We start from the raw sequence: 15,728 nt of genomic DNA on the forward strand, positions 1-15,728 counted from the left end.
AACTTGCTACATTCCCCAACCCCTTCTCTCAATTTTGAGAGAAAAGGAGCCAATTTCAATGCAAGAAGTCTAGTGAACCGGCTCTTACTTTTTTCTCACTCAAGACTTATACCAATTTGCAATTCGCAATTCGCAATTGAGAAATTTAGATGCAGCAAGGCAATCCTTGCTTACATCTGTTGCCTTATTTTAGAGAATTGGTATTAGTAAATTTAAGGCAGAAATTGCTACAGCAAAAGCAGAAGTTCCTACAGGGAAGACGGAAGTTGCTACAGACTGCGCGAAACACCGAAACGTCAAGACGGAAGTTGCTACAGACTGCGCGAAACACCGAAATGTCAAGACGAAAGTTGCTACAGACTGCGCGAAACACCGAAACGTCAAGACGGAAGTTGCTACAGACTGCGCAAAACACCGAAACGTCAAGACGGAAGTTGCTACAGACTGCGCGAAACACCGAAACGTCAAGACGGAAGTTCTTACAGGGAAGGCGGAAGTTGCTACAGACCTCAAGATTTTTTACATTACTTAACTTACTTTAATTTATTCTCGCCTACTTACCTGCCCTTGAAAAGGAGGTAGAAGAGGGTGTGAAAGGATTCTCGTGTTTGAGATTGGTTTCATCGAAGGCATCGAATTTAGAAAAAAACCTCTAACGCAATCGAAAAATTCCGAAATTGACTAATTGGGGAGTGGAGAAGGAAACAACAGCGACTTTACCAATAGCGCCAAGGTAAGTAAATATGAATCATTTTCCGGGTTTGTTGATTCCATTTTAAATAATCACAGCCCAAAATTCTGATTTTTATGTGTTTAACCAAAAATTCCAGAATTCATTTGATATTTGCAGTCAAAAGAGTACAACGGTAAGCATCTGCGGCTTTTTTAATTATTTCCAGTCAAACATCTTATTATACGTTTTATGTTTAAAAAGGAGATTACTATCAAATCTAAATTTGTTATTAAAGCATCAATCATCTCTTTTATTGGAGCTTCATTAGTTGCCTGTGGTGCTTCTCTAAAAGAATATGAAAAATTTGCCAACGCTGGACAAGAGTATGCAACTGCACTAGATACTTTATTAGTTACATCAGGAAACTATGTTGTTGATGCAAATTCGGAAAAGTTGCTGCGTAACCGTGTAGAAGATCCAGTCAAAGATCGTGAACTGGAGAATAAAAAAATATATATCGACATTACTGAAAAAGATAAGCAATGGCTTATGTTAATTGGACGAATGCGCCAACATACCGATCTACTCCAACGCTACTTTATTGCTTTAGAAAATCTAGCAACCTCGGATGCTCCAACACAAGCACAAGAAGTTACTGAGGATATTTTCACTCAATTAAATAATGTCAGCACTGATATTCAAGGTAATTCTCTTGTCTCTGGGAAACTTGGCTCTGCTTTATCTGAAATTCCTAAAATGATATTGAGTAATAAAATTAAAGGTGCGTTGAGAAAAGAATTAGAGCAGAGGAAAGAAACGATTTATCGAGAACTTGCTATTCAGGAATTAGTGCTTGAATTTATTACTAATGAACTACAAAATAATTTAAAAAACATTCAAGAAAATCAGGAAGATCGTTTACTATTAAAACCTTATATGGCTGCCGATCCAATTAGCGATCCTGACGCATGGATAGAAAAACGGCAGAATATTTTGACGATGACACTTTCGATAGAAGCTTTGGATAATGCTAGTGAATCAGCCAAAGACTTCAAAGAAGCTTTTAAGTTACTCCTAGAAGATAAATTTACTATTGCACGCGCTAATGAGCTTTTGTCTGATATCAACTCTCTTTTAAATGTAGCCAAAGAAATCAAAAATAACTAATAAACTAAAGAAAAATTAAGTTTATGTCAGAGATAGCATCTAATATCGATAAAAATAAACAATTAGCATTTCTTAAAAATATCAGTGACCTAGAGAATAAATTATATGAAATTGGTATTGAAAGTAATTTTCCAGATCCAAAACAGAAAGAAGAATTTAAAAAGTATCGTCAAAAATGGACGAGTTTTGTCAACACAGTCAGAAACAATATTGCTACTGTTCTAGTCAACAAACTAGAGCAAAATGAGAAAGGTTTTGAAGATGGCATTAAAGCGATAAATCAAGAAATTCAGAAAATAAATGATACTGTAGGTTTCTTAGAGATTTTGGGTCAGACGATTGATATTATTGAGAATGTTGTTCGTTTAAGTATTTGACATGGCATGAAGTTTTTCGATAATTTAAGTCTTTTAACCCAATTAGGTAAAGCTGTTTCAAACGCCATTGTAAATGCCAGTGTAGCTACAATCGGCAATCTAGTTAAGTAACTTCCAGATATTGGTGATGGCTTAATACCTAAAGTGAAAGTGCAATTAGAGGTTATAATTAGGCAAAACTATCGCTTTTGCTTAATTTTATAGGTATTTTGAATTTAGGCGATCGCCTGTCAATTAGTTTAATCCTTAGCTTATACCAATTCAATTACAGCAGTTTTCATGTATTTGAACCACATCTGTCGTAAGGGCACAGCAATGCTGTGCCCCTACCGCGTGGTCTATTTACCTGAAAATAGCTGTAATGATTGCTACACATCCTTGGGTAAAGAGGCGATGAATCGCGTCTCTACAAATGGTCTATTTGTCGCATTCTGTTTTTAAATTGGTGTTATATCATGTCCGCTTGATTAGTTATTATTCCGGGCATCTATGCAAAAATCTTAAAATCCTCTTTCCCCCTGCCCCCTGCCCCCTGCGCTCTTAATGATAAGTCTTTTACCGAACATGATATTACCTATTCCCATGATTGAAATTCATCAATGGCGCTACGAATTAAGGAAGTTATTTGAGCGCGACGGGTTTCAAAGTTGGCGGCGATATAAATCAGTAAAATGCCAACTAGCAAGCCAACAACCCATTTTAAAAAGGAGTACTGCAAACTAAAAATTACCGATTGATAGATTGTAGTGATTAAAAAAGTGGCTGTACCAATGTAGAGAAAAGCCCGCACTCGCAAAGCTAATCCGGCAAAAATAGCGATGAGACTGAAAATTCCCGGTATCCAGGCTGTATTTTGATGAAATAAAATTGCCCACCCACAAATTAAACCACTACCTAGCACTCTCAGAAGATGACGAGATGTTTTGTATTTTGGTAGCTTCAGTTGGGTATCCACTTGAGCAATATAAAGCAGTGATAATCCAATGGGTGTAACGTACCACAAAGCATCAGTCAGGCGTAAGTCATAAAACCAACGGTAAAGTGCCCAATTAATCAACGCCACACTAACATAGGTAAAACGGATGTTTTCACTCACTTTTGCGAGGAAGATGTAGAATCCAGCTGCGATTATCAAGGTTATGGGGTAAGTTTGCAGTCTGGTTTCCCATAAAATTATCAGTGGTATGATGTATGCAGCTTGTTGCCAAGGTCTTTTAGACCAACCCCAATTTTCCCAAGGTAGGATGTAGAGAAAGTAGGCTACCACACAAGCGATCGCACCATTCCAAGGAACTAATGGCCCAGCCCAAAATCGCCCTACTGCTGTCTCCCGCCAATAAATCCTCATCCCAGCTACCTCTAATAAGCCAAGGTAAACCCACATCTCGGCGATTGTGATTCCTCCAAAGAGGCTGGGGGAAGTGCGCGAATTTCGTCCCTGAAAGATGGCATAGCGAATCAAAAATACCCCTGTTCCCAATCCCAGCAAACGGTTAACTCCAATGGGAAGAGGAATAGCAGCCATTAATAAACAGCTACTCCAAGCCCAGTGAATATGAGCAATTCTTTTCAGTTCTTGGGGAGTTAGGCGTAAGTAGCTGACAAGCCAAGGCGACAGAATGCGGTAAGCATACATGATACTAGCGCCAAGGGCAGACATGGCAATCAATCCATCACCTAATCTTCCTCCTGAAGCTTGTGACATTTGATAGAACAAAAGTTCATAAGCAGAAATTGATACGCCAATAATTCCTAAGTAAAGCAAGGGTTTGAAGCTCTCGCGCTGTCGCCCCACGCCAATAATAATTAAAGCTACACCCAACGAATACAAACCTGTCCACTCGGTAAAAGTGTTCAAACGCAGCAATACACTGAATGCACCATAAATTAATGGCAAAATATGCAGGCTGCTAGGAAACCTTTCTAATTGATGTCGTCGCCGCCACCACTCGCCGACAAGTTGAGTAATTAAACCCAAGGCGATGTTTGCAATTGCAATTCTCACAATTGAGCGTTCCCCTAACCCTAGCACTTGGGTAATCAACAATTCCAAACACCAACCAATCCCATAAAATGCCCAATTTGTCGGTTCTCGCCAACTGCGATAAACAATGGCTGCCAGAGCGATCGCAGTGGCAATTAAGAACAAAAATCCCGAAGTAGTAAACCCTTGATAAATCAGCACTGAATGCAGCGTCAAACCTAACAATTCAAAACCACACAAAGCGATCGCCCATTTATCGCTAGCGGCTGCATAGATAACTGCTAATTCGTTGCCGCGTCGGCTTAAAACAGTCCGCGCTAACCATAGACTGAGAGTTGCGATCGCTCCAGCAACAAACCAACCTGCTACCGCTAGGCGAGGTAAACCAGGTACACCCGTCCACAGCAGCGCCCCAATGAAACTTAAAACAAATCCTTCTGTAATTACCGCAGATACTTGGTTTCGCAAATAGCGCGTATTTGCAAACATCAATCCAGCACCTACAGCTAAACCAATTAATCTGATTCCTGGTAGCTGTAAAGTCACTAGCTGGGCAATTATCACAGCCAAGACACTCAAGTAACGGCTAGTAATTTGCCGCTCTATAATTGTGGCATTGGCAACACCCGTCAGAGCTAAAGGCGTAACTAGCCATAAAACTCCCCAATCAGATCGGTTATCAGCGATGCCATACCAAGATGATTCTGCATTCATCCACAAGATGAAAAAACTAGCTGCGGCTAATCCTAAACCGATATCCCATGCACTACGTTGCCATAGTCCTTCCTCTAAGCTGAATCCCCATTCTGCAACCATGAGAGCCAATAAAATACTTGCCCAGCCTTGTTGAGTCAGGCTGGGGAATAACCAATTAATGGTAAAGCAAAATGTCAGCACCGCCATGACGTGAGTTAGGTATACCAGAGCAAGAGATGAGGGGGAGCGGCGCTGAGTAACGAATGCGAGAGTGGCGGTGGAAAATAGCAAATTTAGCGATCGCAATGTGGGATTTACTAGAGCGATCGTTGTTAAAAGAGTTCCAAATAACAGAGCGAGCAGTTCGCCAAATTTAGCTAATTCTCGCTTTTGGCTGCGATACAAACTATCTGTAAGCGCCACCATCAAAATTACGTAGGGAAATAAAGCTATACCCAGCACCGCCCAAGGTTCATTTTGAGAATTGGTGAGTTGGGTACTAGTTGCGATCGCTAATTTCTGTAAGTTATCAGGTACTAATCGCCAACCTAGCAAAATCGTCTCTAAGCCGATAATGAAAACCCCTGCAAAGTCTCGCTTCAAACTGTACCGCCACAAGCGACTCCCCACAAACCACAAACCCAAACCACTGACAGCTATTGCTTGCCAAGGATAATTTACTACCGATACCAGCCAACCCAGAAAGAGTAAAACGCCACCAAGTCTTTCCCAGAGTAAGAGTGATGAAGGGGATGAGGAGGATATTAATGTTACTTCCTCTACTCCCCCCGCCCCCTGCCCCCTGCCCCCTGCCCTCCTGCTTCTCTGCTGTGCTAACCAAGTCATCAACCAGCCGCAAATGCCAATAGCTAACCCCAACAGTGTGACATCTACCTTGGTAACAAAAATCGCCCGCACCAACAATACTATTAAAGAATAAATAATTACAGCAGCAGGTAAACTAATACTTAAGCTACGGCGATCGTCGCTGACAGTATGAGGCTGTTGGAAAAGATGGTGATAAACGGTAATGATAGTTGTGGTGATGGTTGCCAGATAAACAGCAATTAAGGGAAATCCTCTTAACTGCCAACCCCAATGCAGATAACTCAGCCCCAGAATATTTACCAGAGGTAATTTGCCAGGATGTAAATTGGTAAAAATAGTTCGATTTTTGGAGAGTAAAACAGTTATAGCAGTCAGGGTAGGACAGGCGATCGCAACTACAATCCAATCCACAGGATTTTGCCACAACCGAAAGCTATCCATTGCCCAAAAATTCACTGGCACTAACAAAAGAGTGGCAATCAGCAATGTCTGAGCCGTTAATCTGAGGTTATTTTGCCTAATTGCCCAAAAGCTTAATCCCCAAAAACTCAAAGTATAAGCAAATAAAACCCCGTATTGCCCAGAAGCGGGAAACCTCGCCCATTGACTAGCAGCCAGTACCCCAGAGGATACGACTACCAAGAAAACCCCTAGAAAAAGTAGCCAACGTACACTCAGTTCTGCCCCCAAGGACTGCAACATTGTGCTGATGAAGTTGGGTTTAGCTGGTTTTTGTTGTGGTTGTTTACCGCTACTAGATTGTAAAGCTGCTATGGGCAACTGCTCCACGGGGTCGGAAGTTGCAAATACTACCTTTGTTTGAGCTTCAGCCGGGGGTTGCAACACCACCGCACATATTAGAAACTCTCGACATAACTGCCTAACTTGGGCATCAGATATTAGACCTAAACGCAACCATATATCCAGTCCTTCTAATAATTGAGGATGGGAAGATGGCAGTCTGATTTCAATTTTTAGCAGGCGCTCAAGGGGCGATGACATAAGCGGCAGCAGTACAAGTATATACTTAAATTATTTGTTTAATTAAAGTATATTTTTGCTCTAACTGTGTCACTTATAAGGCTAATTGATATTAATTTTTAACCCAATACAGTTCAGATAAGTCCAAAACCCTAATGTAGAGACGCGATTTATCGCGTCTTTATAATTTATCGCGTCTTGAAAGACCAATTATCTACACCAATAACTCTTAACCCAAGCATATTGATTTTTAACCTACAAGCAATATTCAAATGCCAACTATCTGCTTTTATTTTCCACCTTGCAGTCTCCTAACCGCTAAATGTGCCCGTATCCTTAGTTTAATTAGGTTTTGTTATTTTCCAGAGAAAGTCGTCTACCTGCTGTAACTTTGAATTATAAACTTTTTCAACTCCAGCTTTTAAAAAGTCAGACGGCTCGAACAAGAACAAAAATATGTCAGTAAAGCCATTAGTAATCTCTGGTAACTGATTTTTTCCGACAATTTGAAATTGCACTTTTGGATCGATTAATTTAGTAAGTACTTGTAGTGGTGGAAAAAGGTTATCTTCATCACTAATTAAAAGCGGTTTCTTCCCTTGATTAATAATATAAAAGTCCTTTAATTGTATCAATTACATTTTTTTCAGGATTAGGATGCTGGTACTTATGTAAATCTTCTATGCCAATCAAACGACCATTACCTAATTGCGTTTTCATTTCTGACTGCGTATAGCCAGATATGCGTAATGATGAAAAAACTTCATCACCCCAATAAATTTTTTTGTCAATATTGACAAAGCGAAAAAATACGCCTATTCCTAATAGGATGATAATTAAAAACCGTAACCAATATTTAGAAATAGTCTATTTCTGTGATAGTTGCTTTTTCATGTAGTTTTTAATTTCCTCAAAGCCTTAATCAACGTTAGTAAAAAAGCAACTCATGATTTGTTATTAGCCTGATGCTAATGAAAAAATCAAATTAATATCTTGAAATAGGATAGTAGACTAAAATTAAGATTTATTTATATGCGTTCAACAGCGAACTACCAACCGTATTGAAGAACAAAGCTGAGGAATTAGAAGCAGTACCAGCGCTTTCATAAGCTACAGAGTGGTAAACAAGGGCTACGCTGTTCGTAGCCCAGTTTACCTACTGAAGTATTTAGCAAAATATAAATTTATTTGTGTAGCATTAAGTAATTTTTACAGCAACTTTGAATGATTCATGAGAACATTTCGATTGTTTCTTTTGAGTGAATAGTGATGTCTACACCTACCCCAGGCAATAGTTCAGAGACATCACCACAGCCTATTCCCTGGCGATAACTATATCGTTGGACTTAATAACAGCATAAGCTTCTTTCCCTTCAGACAAATCCAACTCTTCTACCGATACTCTGGTGATAATTGAAGTTAACTCAACTTTGTGAACAATCTCTAGCGTTACTTCACTATTAACGGCTCCAGTAACAACTCGCTTAACAACACCCTTGAGAATATTGCGAGAGCTAACTTTGAGTGGTTTCTTTTGAAGACTAATTTCTATCTCAGGTATTTGAGTGTATATATCTTCCTCATCTGCATTTATGGTTGATAGCAAGTTTGATGGTGAAGAGTGTTGATTAAGACCACGTACCAGTTCTCGGAGAATCTCGGTCTTAGTTCGCTGAGACTGGCCACAAAACTCTTCCAAAATTTTTCGTTCCTCTTCTGAAGTTTGGAATGTTACCCACCCTTGTTCTTTTCTAGGCATATTTTTACCGATATAGTTGGTTAGATGTTGGTATATTTGCTACTATTTTACCTAGCGTCAATTTTATGGAAGAAACCCTTCAAACGCCTTTTCTATGAAAAGAAGACAAATTTTTGGCTTCCTGGGTATAGCGATCGCTGGCTTGCTGCTAGCAATTGGTTTACCGTTGGTTCCTCCTTCTCCTGTAATAGCACAGTCGAACACCAGCATACTCGTGTCCGCAGCTGCCAGCTTAAAAGATGCACTGGAAGAAATTAAGCCTTTGTACCAACAAAGTAAATCAAATATCAATATTAGTTATAACTTTGGGGCTTCTGGTGCCTTGCAGCAACAGATTGAGCAAGGTGCGCCAGCGGATATCTTTATTTCTGCTGGCAAAAAGCAAGTGGATGCTTTGGAAGAAAAAGGACTGTTGCTACCAGGTAGCCGTACTAACCTGGCAAATAACCGTCTAGTCTTGATTGTGGCTCAGGATGTTGTTGGCATCAGTAGCTTCTACAATTTAACAGATAGTAAGATTAAAAAAATTGCGATCGGTGAACCCAGAAGCGTACCTGCCGGTCAATATGGCGAGCAAGTCTTAAAGAAGTTGAAACTTTACGATCGCCTCAAGTCGAAATTTGTCTTTGCTAACAATGTGCGTCAAGTTTTAGCAGCAGTAGAAAGTGGTAACGCCGAAGCAGGTTTAGTTTATGCCACTGATGCCAAAATTTCCAACAAGGTAAAAGTCGTAGTTGCTGCTGATGATAAATTTCATTCCCCAATTGTCTATCCGGTAGCAATAATTAAAAGCAGTAAAAATCCTTCTGCTGCCAAAGAATTTGTCCAGTTTTTATCTGGCAGTCAAGTCAAAACTGTACTCAGAAAATATGGGTTTATTGTGAGTTAAAATCAGGGGCTTAAGCCCCTTATCTTGTTAATTGAGATTTAAGAAGGTGTAGACTGTAATTTTTCTAGTCGTGCCAGCACTTCTGAACTGTGAATAGTTGGGTTGACTTTGACAAAATTCTCGCGCAAGACGCCTTGAGGATCGATGATGAAACTATGGCGCATAGATAAAAAGCCGAGCCATGAACCGTAAGCTTTGCTCACTGAACCATCAGTGTCAGCCAACAGGGGGAATTTTAGGCCCTCTGAATCACAAAATTTGGCGTGGGAATCAATGTCATCAGCACTAACGCCAATAATCTGAGCGTTTTTTTCGAGGTATTGGGGTAAGTCTTGCTGAAAACGACGAGCCTCTATAGTACAACCAGAGGTAAAGTCTTTAGGATAAAAGTACAGCACTAGCCATTTACCGCGCAAGTCAGAGAGGGAAATTTTGCCATCACCTGTATTGGTTGGCAAAGTAAACTCTGGTGCTGGTTGATTAATTGCCGGAAGTTTACCACCAAGAGCATTAGCAATAGGGGTAAAATTCAGCCAGCTGATGACAGAAATACAGCTGGCAAATAATATGCTTAAAAAAGTGCGGCGGGAAATCATGGTGTAAACCAGAATTACAACTTTACACAAGTTTACAATTCTTAGTTGCAAAAAATCTTATTCTAAGTGAGATTCGGGAGGGGTATCTGTGCTTTCGATATATTGACTATCTAGGAGAAAGGCCCCCCTAGCAAAGCGAATACCCCAATATCCACCGGGTCTGCGGTCAATGACTATACCTTCTTCACCAATGTGAATTACATTGGGAGGGCGCAGCATGGGCATAGGTTCAGCAGTTTTGACGTAGGCTGGTAGCGCCACAACACGGACTTTACTACCAATTGCGAATTCTTTCGACATCTTAATCAAGCTAGGAGTTTTGATTAACTCATAACTCAAAACTAGCTTGAAAGTCTACTAAATTGGGCAGGGGAATAAATAGGGAAAGGGAAAGGGGATGAAATTTTCCCCCTTCCGCATCTTCTGCAAGAAGTCTATTAATTTTTGACTATGGAAAACAATACCTGGATATCAGTCAAGGGTAAGTGCCAAGAGTAATTCTGCTTGCCAAATATCTGGGTAACATAGTCTATTTTGGGATTGAGATGGGCGAGTACTGCCCATCCCAGATATTAACTATTTTTTGAAAGATGATTATTGAGGATTACCTTGTTGACGACCAGAAGGAGCATTTTGACGGAATTGCTCTATTTTTTGGCGCTGTTCGGGGGTGTAGACTGCTTGAATCTGTTGTTTCTCTGACTCCCGAATTTGTTGTATTTCGGTTTTCTGTATTTCACTCAGATTTAAGTCAGCAAAATTATCTTTTTTGCGACCGTGATGCTGACCTGGTTGCCGTTGACCTGTTTGCCCTTGAGCCTTACGCGCTTCCCACTCAGCCCGATGTGCTTGTTTTGCCGCCTCTAATTTTGCCTTTTGTTCTGGGGTGAGAACTGCTTCCCTTTTGGTGCGGCTATCGCGCTTAATTGCCTGAATTTGAGTTTTTTGGGCATCTGTTAGACCCAAATCTTGCCAATAGCCCCTGTGTGGAGTTTGTGCAAGTAACACGGGTGAAGGAGAGGCTGTTTGAGCATCAACAGCAAAGGAGGTTGCAGTTAAAGTTAAGGCGATCGCTCCAGCGACTAGCGATAATGCTTTGAGTTTCATTACTTGTGTGGTGGTTTTTTCCTGGTTGGATGCCACCATCATAAGAACTTATCTTCAGTAGTTACATGAGGATAAAGTCATGGTTTTACCCATGACTTTAGTCATGATGGAATTTTAACAAATTTGACTGACAATAAATAATTAGGGGTTAAGAGTTAAAAGTGATAAGTTATAAATAATGCAGATTTTGATTATGATTAATTTATAAATTCTTATTTAGTGTATTACCTAATTTTTTGGACATTGCACTTACTCTTAATTGCTCAATCAAAGAGAAAATTGAGCATCTGCTGAAGTTCTAATCACCGGATGCCGCTCAAAAGTTCAGAACTCCTAACTCCTAATTTATAACTCATACTTCATAATTGGAGTGAAGCAAGTGATGAATCGTCTAATTCAAATTAAGAAACATCCTTTTCCATCTCTGCTTTATCTAGAGTGGATACTTCTGGTAATCACTGTATTGACAGCAGTTATGCCACCTCCGTTGCGGCGATTTCCTCACAAACATCCAGAAGTATCAATTTGTGATATATTTCCAGACTTATCAATTTGCAATCTCTTGCCAGAACTGTCAATTTTTAGTCTGATTATTTTTGCCTTAATGGGCTTAACATTACCTAAAAGTAACCAGACAACTAAGGTAATCTACACAGCTGTTGAAATTTTATTGATTTTAACAACTGGACTTTTTGGGGAGAGATTTGCTCGCCTTTTCCCTGTTATATATATAATTTTAGTTACTCGCAGTTGTCTAATTTTTCAGTTACCTGGACGCTTATTCGTAACCAGTTTATCATTTACATTATTACTATTTACTACACAACTAAAATACCAATTATTTAATTATCAAGCATTACCACAAGCACAAGAACGATCTCGTTTTTTTAGCTTGAATTTGCCACTAACATTTGGCTTAAGTTTAGTTTTTGTGTTGTTGATGATGAATGCAGTATTATCTGAACGGCACAGTCGAGAAAAGCTAGCGATCGCTAATGAAAAACTCCGTCAATATGCCATGCAAATTGAAAATCAAGCTACTTTGGAAGAACGTAACCGCATTGCTCGTGAAATTCATGATTCATTAGGACATTCTCTGACTGCTTTAAATCTGCAATTAGAAACTGCTTTAAAATTGTGGCAATCTAATCCAGGTAAGGCTGAAACATTTCTAGCAACAGCAAAAGAATTAGGTTCCAAAGCGTTAAAAGATGTGCGTGAATCTGTTTCTACTATGCGTTTTAACCCCTTACAAGAGCAATCTTTAGAACGTGCGATCGCTAGTCTTTCAGAAAACTTTCATCGCTTTAATGGGATATTACCAATTTATCAAATCAACCTAGAATATTCTCTACCACCTGAAATAAATACTGCTATTTACCGGATTACTCAAGAATCTTTAACTAATATATCTAAATATGCGGATGCGACAGAGGTTAAATTAGAACTCACTACGATTAAAGGTAATTTGCAATTGATAATTCAGGATAATGGTAAAGGTTTTGATGTAGGACAAAATACTACTGGTTTTGGACTTCATAGTATGCGCGATCGCACTTTAGCACTTGGGGGTAAGTTTAATATTAATAGCGCTCTTGGCTCTGGTTGCAAAATTACAGTTAATATTCCATTAACAAGGTTAACATAATGATTAAAGTATTGCTGGTAGATGACCAAAGTTTAATTCGTCAAGGATTAAGAGCCTTATTGGAACTAGAACCAGATTTAGAAATAGTTGGAGAAGCAGAAAACGGGGAACAGGCGATTAATTTTGTTGCACAATTTCAGCCAGATGTAATATTGCTAGATATCAGAATGCCGATTATGGATGGAGTTGCAGCCACGCAGGAAATTCAAAAACGTTTTGCTAAAACTAAGATTTTAGTACTAACAACTTTTGATGATGACGAATATGTGTCAGCAGCTTTAAAAAATGGAGCAATGGGTTATTTATTGAAAGATACACCATCAGAAGAATTAGCTGTTGCTATTCGTGCCGTTCATAAAGGATATACTCACTTAGGCCCAGGTATAGTTAAAAAGCTGTTGACTAAGTTTTCTCATGTTGCATCAACCCAGTCACCGCCTGTACCATCTAGTTTAACTGAACTTACTCCTAGAGAAAAAGAAGTTTTGCGGTTAATTGCTACAGGCGCTAGTAACCGAGAAATTGCTCAGGAACTCTACATTTCTGAGGGGACGGTGAAAAATCATGTTACGAATATTTTAAACAGATTAAATTTGCGCGATCGCACTCAAGCTGCGATTTGGGCAAATACATATTTATCCTATTTAAATGAGCCAAGTTAAATAATTCGTAATGACGCTCCTACGTTGCTAACGTAATTATTCACCGAAGTACTTGTATTAAGGAATAAATCATAAAAAATGATTGAATAAATCAGGAAAAACAAGCGATCGCTCATCACCTTAAGCAGACCGATCGTTAAGCTTGAAGCTCAAACTGTATAGTAGTTTATACTACAATAGTAGTATGTGGATTAGTCTTGATTACGCTTAATTGTTTTATGGAAGTGATTTTGGGTGATATCACAAAGTTAGAAGTTGATGCCATCGTCAATGCTGCAAATACTAGTTTGCTTGGGGGTAGTGGCGTAGATGGAGCGATACACAAGGCATCTGGATCGGGTCTAGTTGATGAGTGTAGGTCACTTAAAGGATGTAAGATTGGCGATGCTAAACTAACCAAAGGATATCGCTTGCCTGCAAGCTTCATCATTCATACCGTAGGCCCAGTATGGCGAGGAGGTAATCACGGAGAACCCGAACTTCTAGCTCAGTGTTACTATAAATGTATGCAAATTGCCGCAGATAAAGAGTTTAATAGTTTGGCATTTCCTTGCATTAGTACTGGCATTTATAAATATCCTAAAACTTTAGCAGCTGAGGTGGCAGTGAAAATATGCGATGAACAGCTACAAAAGAATAGTCATCCACAAAAAATAATTTTTTGCTGCTATGACCCAGAAAACTATGGAATATATACAAATATTTTAGGATTTAGGCATTGACAGAAGTCAATGAATATTGTTTAGATAAATTACTTTTAAACCGCAGAAACAGAGAGTATGACATTTGCTTGAGAAGGTTTTCAAACTTGAGCAAAGTGCCCGTCAACTCAAGATAAAGAACGAGATTATTCGAGTTATTTTTAAAAGACTATTCTTAAAAATAAGTTTTTTGGTAGCTTATTTAAATAATTCTAAACATTCATTTTTTAAAACGTCTTTTATAACTTTGATTTTCCTAAATGACTTATCGATTACTTCTTCACAAGATATACTAATTTGTGATTGATTTACAGTAATTAAATCTTGAATTGAAGCACCATATACAATTTCTGATAACCCACTCCAAACACAAGCAGTTGCACACATCGGACAAGGTTCGCCAGTTGTATATATGCTATAACCTTCTAAAGAGGGGTTTTTTAGTTTAGCTGTTAAACTACGAATAGCATTGATTTCTGCATGGGCTGATGGATCGTTGTCTCTACTCACAGTATTATGAGCTACGGCAACGACTTCGTTATCTTTAACAATCACTGCACCGTAGGGTGCATCGCCTTCTTTTGCTTCTGCCAATGCTAAACGCATAAAAGATTCTGGGTTCATATAAGCTGAGGTTAACATAAGGATAATGGTTAATAATATCGTATTTCTAATGTTATAACTGGGAATTAAGATGTATTAATGGTCGAATATGTTACTGAGCCGACAAGAAACAGAATTTTACTTAGAAGACCTAGAAACACCAATAGGTAAAGCGATTAATTTAACACTTGCCTCTTTGGTGCTAATATCATCAGGAATTTTTGTGGCAGAAACATATAATATTCCTGATGATATGCGGTTTCAGTTAAATGTAGCTGATACTGCCATTGTCATCATCTTCGCTGTGGAATATTTACTCCGCCTGTGGAGTGCGGAAAACAAAATTAAGTATATTTTTAGCTTTTATTCGATTATTGACTTAATGGCGATTTTGCCATTTTTTCTAGGTATGGTGGATATTAGCTTTATCCGCCTATTACGATGGTTTCGGATTTTACGATTAATTAGATTTATAGATAGAAAGTTTTTATTCGCTAGTATCAGCAGTGAAGATGGGATGATTTTTGCGCGAATATTATTTACGTTATTTGCAATTGTTTTTATTTACTCTGGCTTAATTTATCAAGTGGAGCATCCGGTTAATCCTGAAAGTTACGGTACATTTTTGGATGCATTCTACTTCTCTGTTGTCACAATGACAACTGTGGGATTTGGCGATGTTATTCCAATTTCAGAATTAGGACGCTTGCTAACAGTATTGATGATTTTTACCGGAATTGCATTGATTCCTTGGCAAGTGGGAGATTTAATTAAGCAAGTGGTGAAAACTGCTAATCAGGTAGAAATAATTTGTTCGGGTTGTGGTTTAGCTTTCCATGATGTAAATGCTGGGTTTTGTCAGAGGTGCGGGACTAAGTTACCTAGTCGCAGGATTGATTAGACATCTAGTGAAATTAAATATGCGTTATCCACAATCCTTGGAGAGATGTAGAGGATATATCTCCCTTGAGGAAAACCCAGGTTCAATAACAATTACAGTTAGTGCTGTTAAAGTAGAATAATTGACAAAGGAAGAACAGCACGATTGTCTCCAGCA

General features: G+C 38.9%; 14 protein-coding genes. 7 read left to right on the top strand and 7 right to left on the bottom strand.

Translation table 11 applies throughout. The annotated features are described in order from the left end of the window. The first annotated feature begins 922 nt into the window (after window positions 1-922). Both V7K41_RS14510 and V7K41_RS14515 read left to right on the top strand, forming a co-directional pair. Complete coding sequence (locus tag V7K41_RS14510) at window positions 923-1,840, top strand: hypothetical protein (protein WP_334849171.1); 918 nt, start codon at window positions 923-925, stop codon at window positions 1,838-1,840. A gap of 23 nt (window positions 1,841-1,863) precedes the next feature. After that, window positions 1,864-2,217 (top strand): hypothetical protein, encoded by a 354-nt coding sequence (locus V7K41_RS14515; RefSeq protein ID WP_334849173.1) that lies wholly within the window; start codon window positions 1,864-1,866, stop codon window positions 2,215-2,217. Between the two features lie 574 nt (window positions 2,218-2,791). Here the strand turns inward: V7K41_RS14515 and V7K41_RS14520 are convergent. From V7K41_RS14520 to V7K41_RS14530, 3 genes are all read right to left on the bottom strand, one after another. After that, window positions 2,792-6,727, bottom strand: coding sequence for a DUF2157 domain-containing protein (locus V7K41_RS14520; RefSeq protein ID WP_334849175.1), 3,936 nt, complete (start codon window positions 6,725-6,727; stop codon window positions 2,792-2,794). Between the two features lie 320 nt (window positions 6,728-7,047). Continuing rightward, a complete protein-coding gene (locus V7K41_RS14525) occupies window positions 7,048-7,341 on the bottom strand; it encodes a hypothetical protein (RefSeq protein ID WP_334849176.1) in 294 nt (97 codons plus the stop codon). A 680-nt stretch (window positions 7,342-8,021) separates the two neighbouring features. Continuing rightward, window positions 8,022-8,465: a TOBE domain-containing protein gene (locus tag V7K41_RS14530; RefSeq protein WP_334849178.1), complete on the bottom strand. Its 444-nt coding sequence runs from the start codon at window positions 8,463-8,465 to the stop codon at window positions 8,022-8,024. 94 nt (window positions 8,466-8,559) lie between these two features. Between V7K41_RS14530 and modA the strand changes: the two genes are divergently transcribed. Continuing rightward, entirely contained in the window at window positions 8,560-9,354 is a 795-nt protein-coding gene (gene modA / locus V7K41_RS14535; protein ID WP_334849180.1) for a molybdate ABC transporter substrate-binding protein, read from the top strand. 38 nt (window positions 9,355-9,392) lie between these two features. On the opposite strand, the gene V7K41_RS14540 is transcribed toward modA, so the two are convergent. From V7K41_RS14540 to V7K41_RS14550, 3 genes are all read right to left on the bottom strand, one after another. After that, entirely contained in the window at window positions 9,393-9,950 is a 558-nt protein-coding gene (locus V7K41_RS14540; protein WP_334849376.1) for a peroxiredoxin, read from the bottom strand. Between the two features lie 57 nt (window positions 9,951-10,007). Then, a complete protein-coding gene (gene sipA / locus V7K41_RS14545; protein WP_181931115.1) occupies window positions 10,008-10,250 on the bottom strand; it encodes a regulatory protein SipA in 243 nt (80 codons plus the stop codon). 294 nt (window positions 10,251-10,544) lie between these two features. Beyond that, window positions 10,545-11,099 (bottom strand): Spy/CpxP family protein refolding chaperone, encoded by a 555-nt coding sequence (locus V7K41_RS14550; RefSeq protein WP_442943191.1) that lies wholly within the window; start codon window positions 11,097-11,099, stop codon window positions 10,545-10,547. Between the two features lie 340 nt (window positions 11,100-11,439). On the opposite strand from V7K41_RS14550, the gene V7K41_RS14555 reads away from it, so the two are divergent. The 3 genes from V7K41_RS14555 (at window position 11,440) to V7K41_RS14565 (ending at window position 14,089) form a co-directional block, all read left to right on the top strand. Beyond that, on the top strand, window positions 11,440-12,705 hold the full coding sequence (locus tag V7K41_RS14555) for a sensor histidine kinase (RefSeq protein ID WP_334849183.1): 1,266 nt from the start codon (window positions 11,440-11,442) through the stop codon (window positions 12,703-12,705). Beyond that, window positions 12,705-13,367, top strand: a complete 663-nt coding sequence (locus V7K41_RS14560) for a response regulator transcription factor (RefSeq protein ID WP_334849185.1) — start codon at window positions 12,705-12,707, stop codon at window positions 13,365-13,367. The genes V7K41_RS14555 and V7K41_RS14560 overlap by 1 nt, the downstream gene beginning before the upstream one ends. Before the next feature lie 218 nt (window positions 13,368-13,585). Next, window positions 13,586-14,089 (top strand): O-acetyl-ADP-ribose deacetylase, encoded by a 504-nt coding sequence (locus tag V7K41_RS14565; RefSeq protein ID WP_334849186.1) that lies wholly within the window; start codon window positions 13,586-13,588, stop codon window positions 14,087-14,089. A gap of 177 nt (window positions 14,090-14,266) precedes the next feature. Here the strand turns inward: V7K41_RS14565 and V7K41_RS14570 are convergent, their stop codons facing one another. Further along, entirely contained in the window at window positions 14,267-14,692 is a 426-nt protein-coding gene (locus V7K41_RS14570) for a nucleoside deaminase (protein ID WP_334849187.1), read from the bottom strand. An 88-nt stretch (window positions 14,693-14,780) separates the two neighbouring features. On the opposite strand from V7K41_RS14570, the gene V7K41_RS14575 reads away from it, so the two are divergent. Further along, entirely contained in the window at window positions 14,781-15,572 is a 792-nt protein-coding gene (locus tag V7K41_RS14575) for an ion transporter (protein WP_334849188.1), read from the top strand. The last annotated feature ends 156 nt before the right edge of the window (window positions 15,573-15,728 follow it).

The sequence above is a fragment of the Nostoc sp. genome (genome assembly GCF_036917415.1).
Lineage (GTDB): Bacteria > Cyanobacteriota > Cyanobacteriia > Cyanobacteriales > Nostocaceae > Nostoc.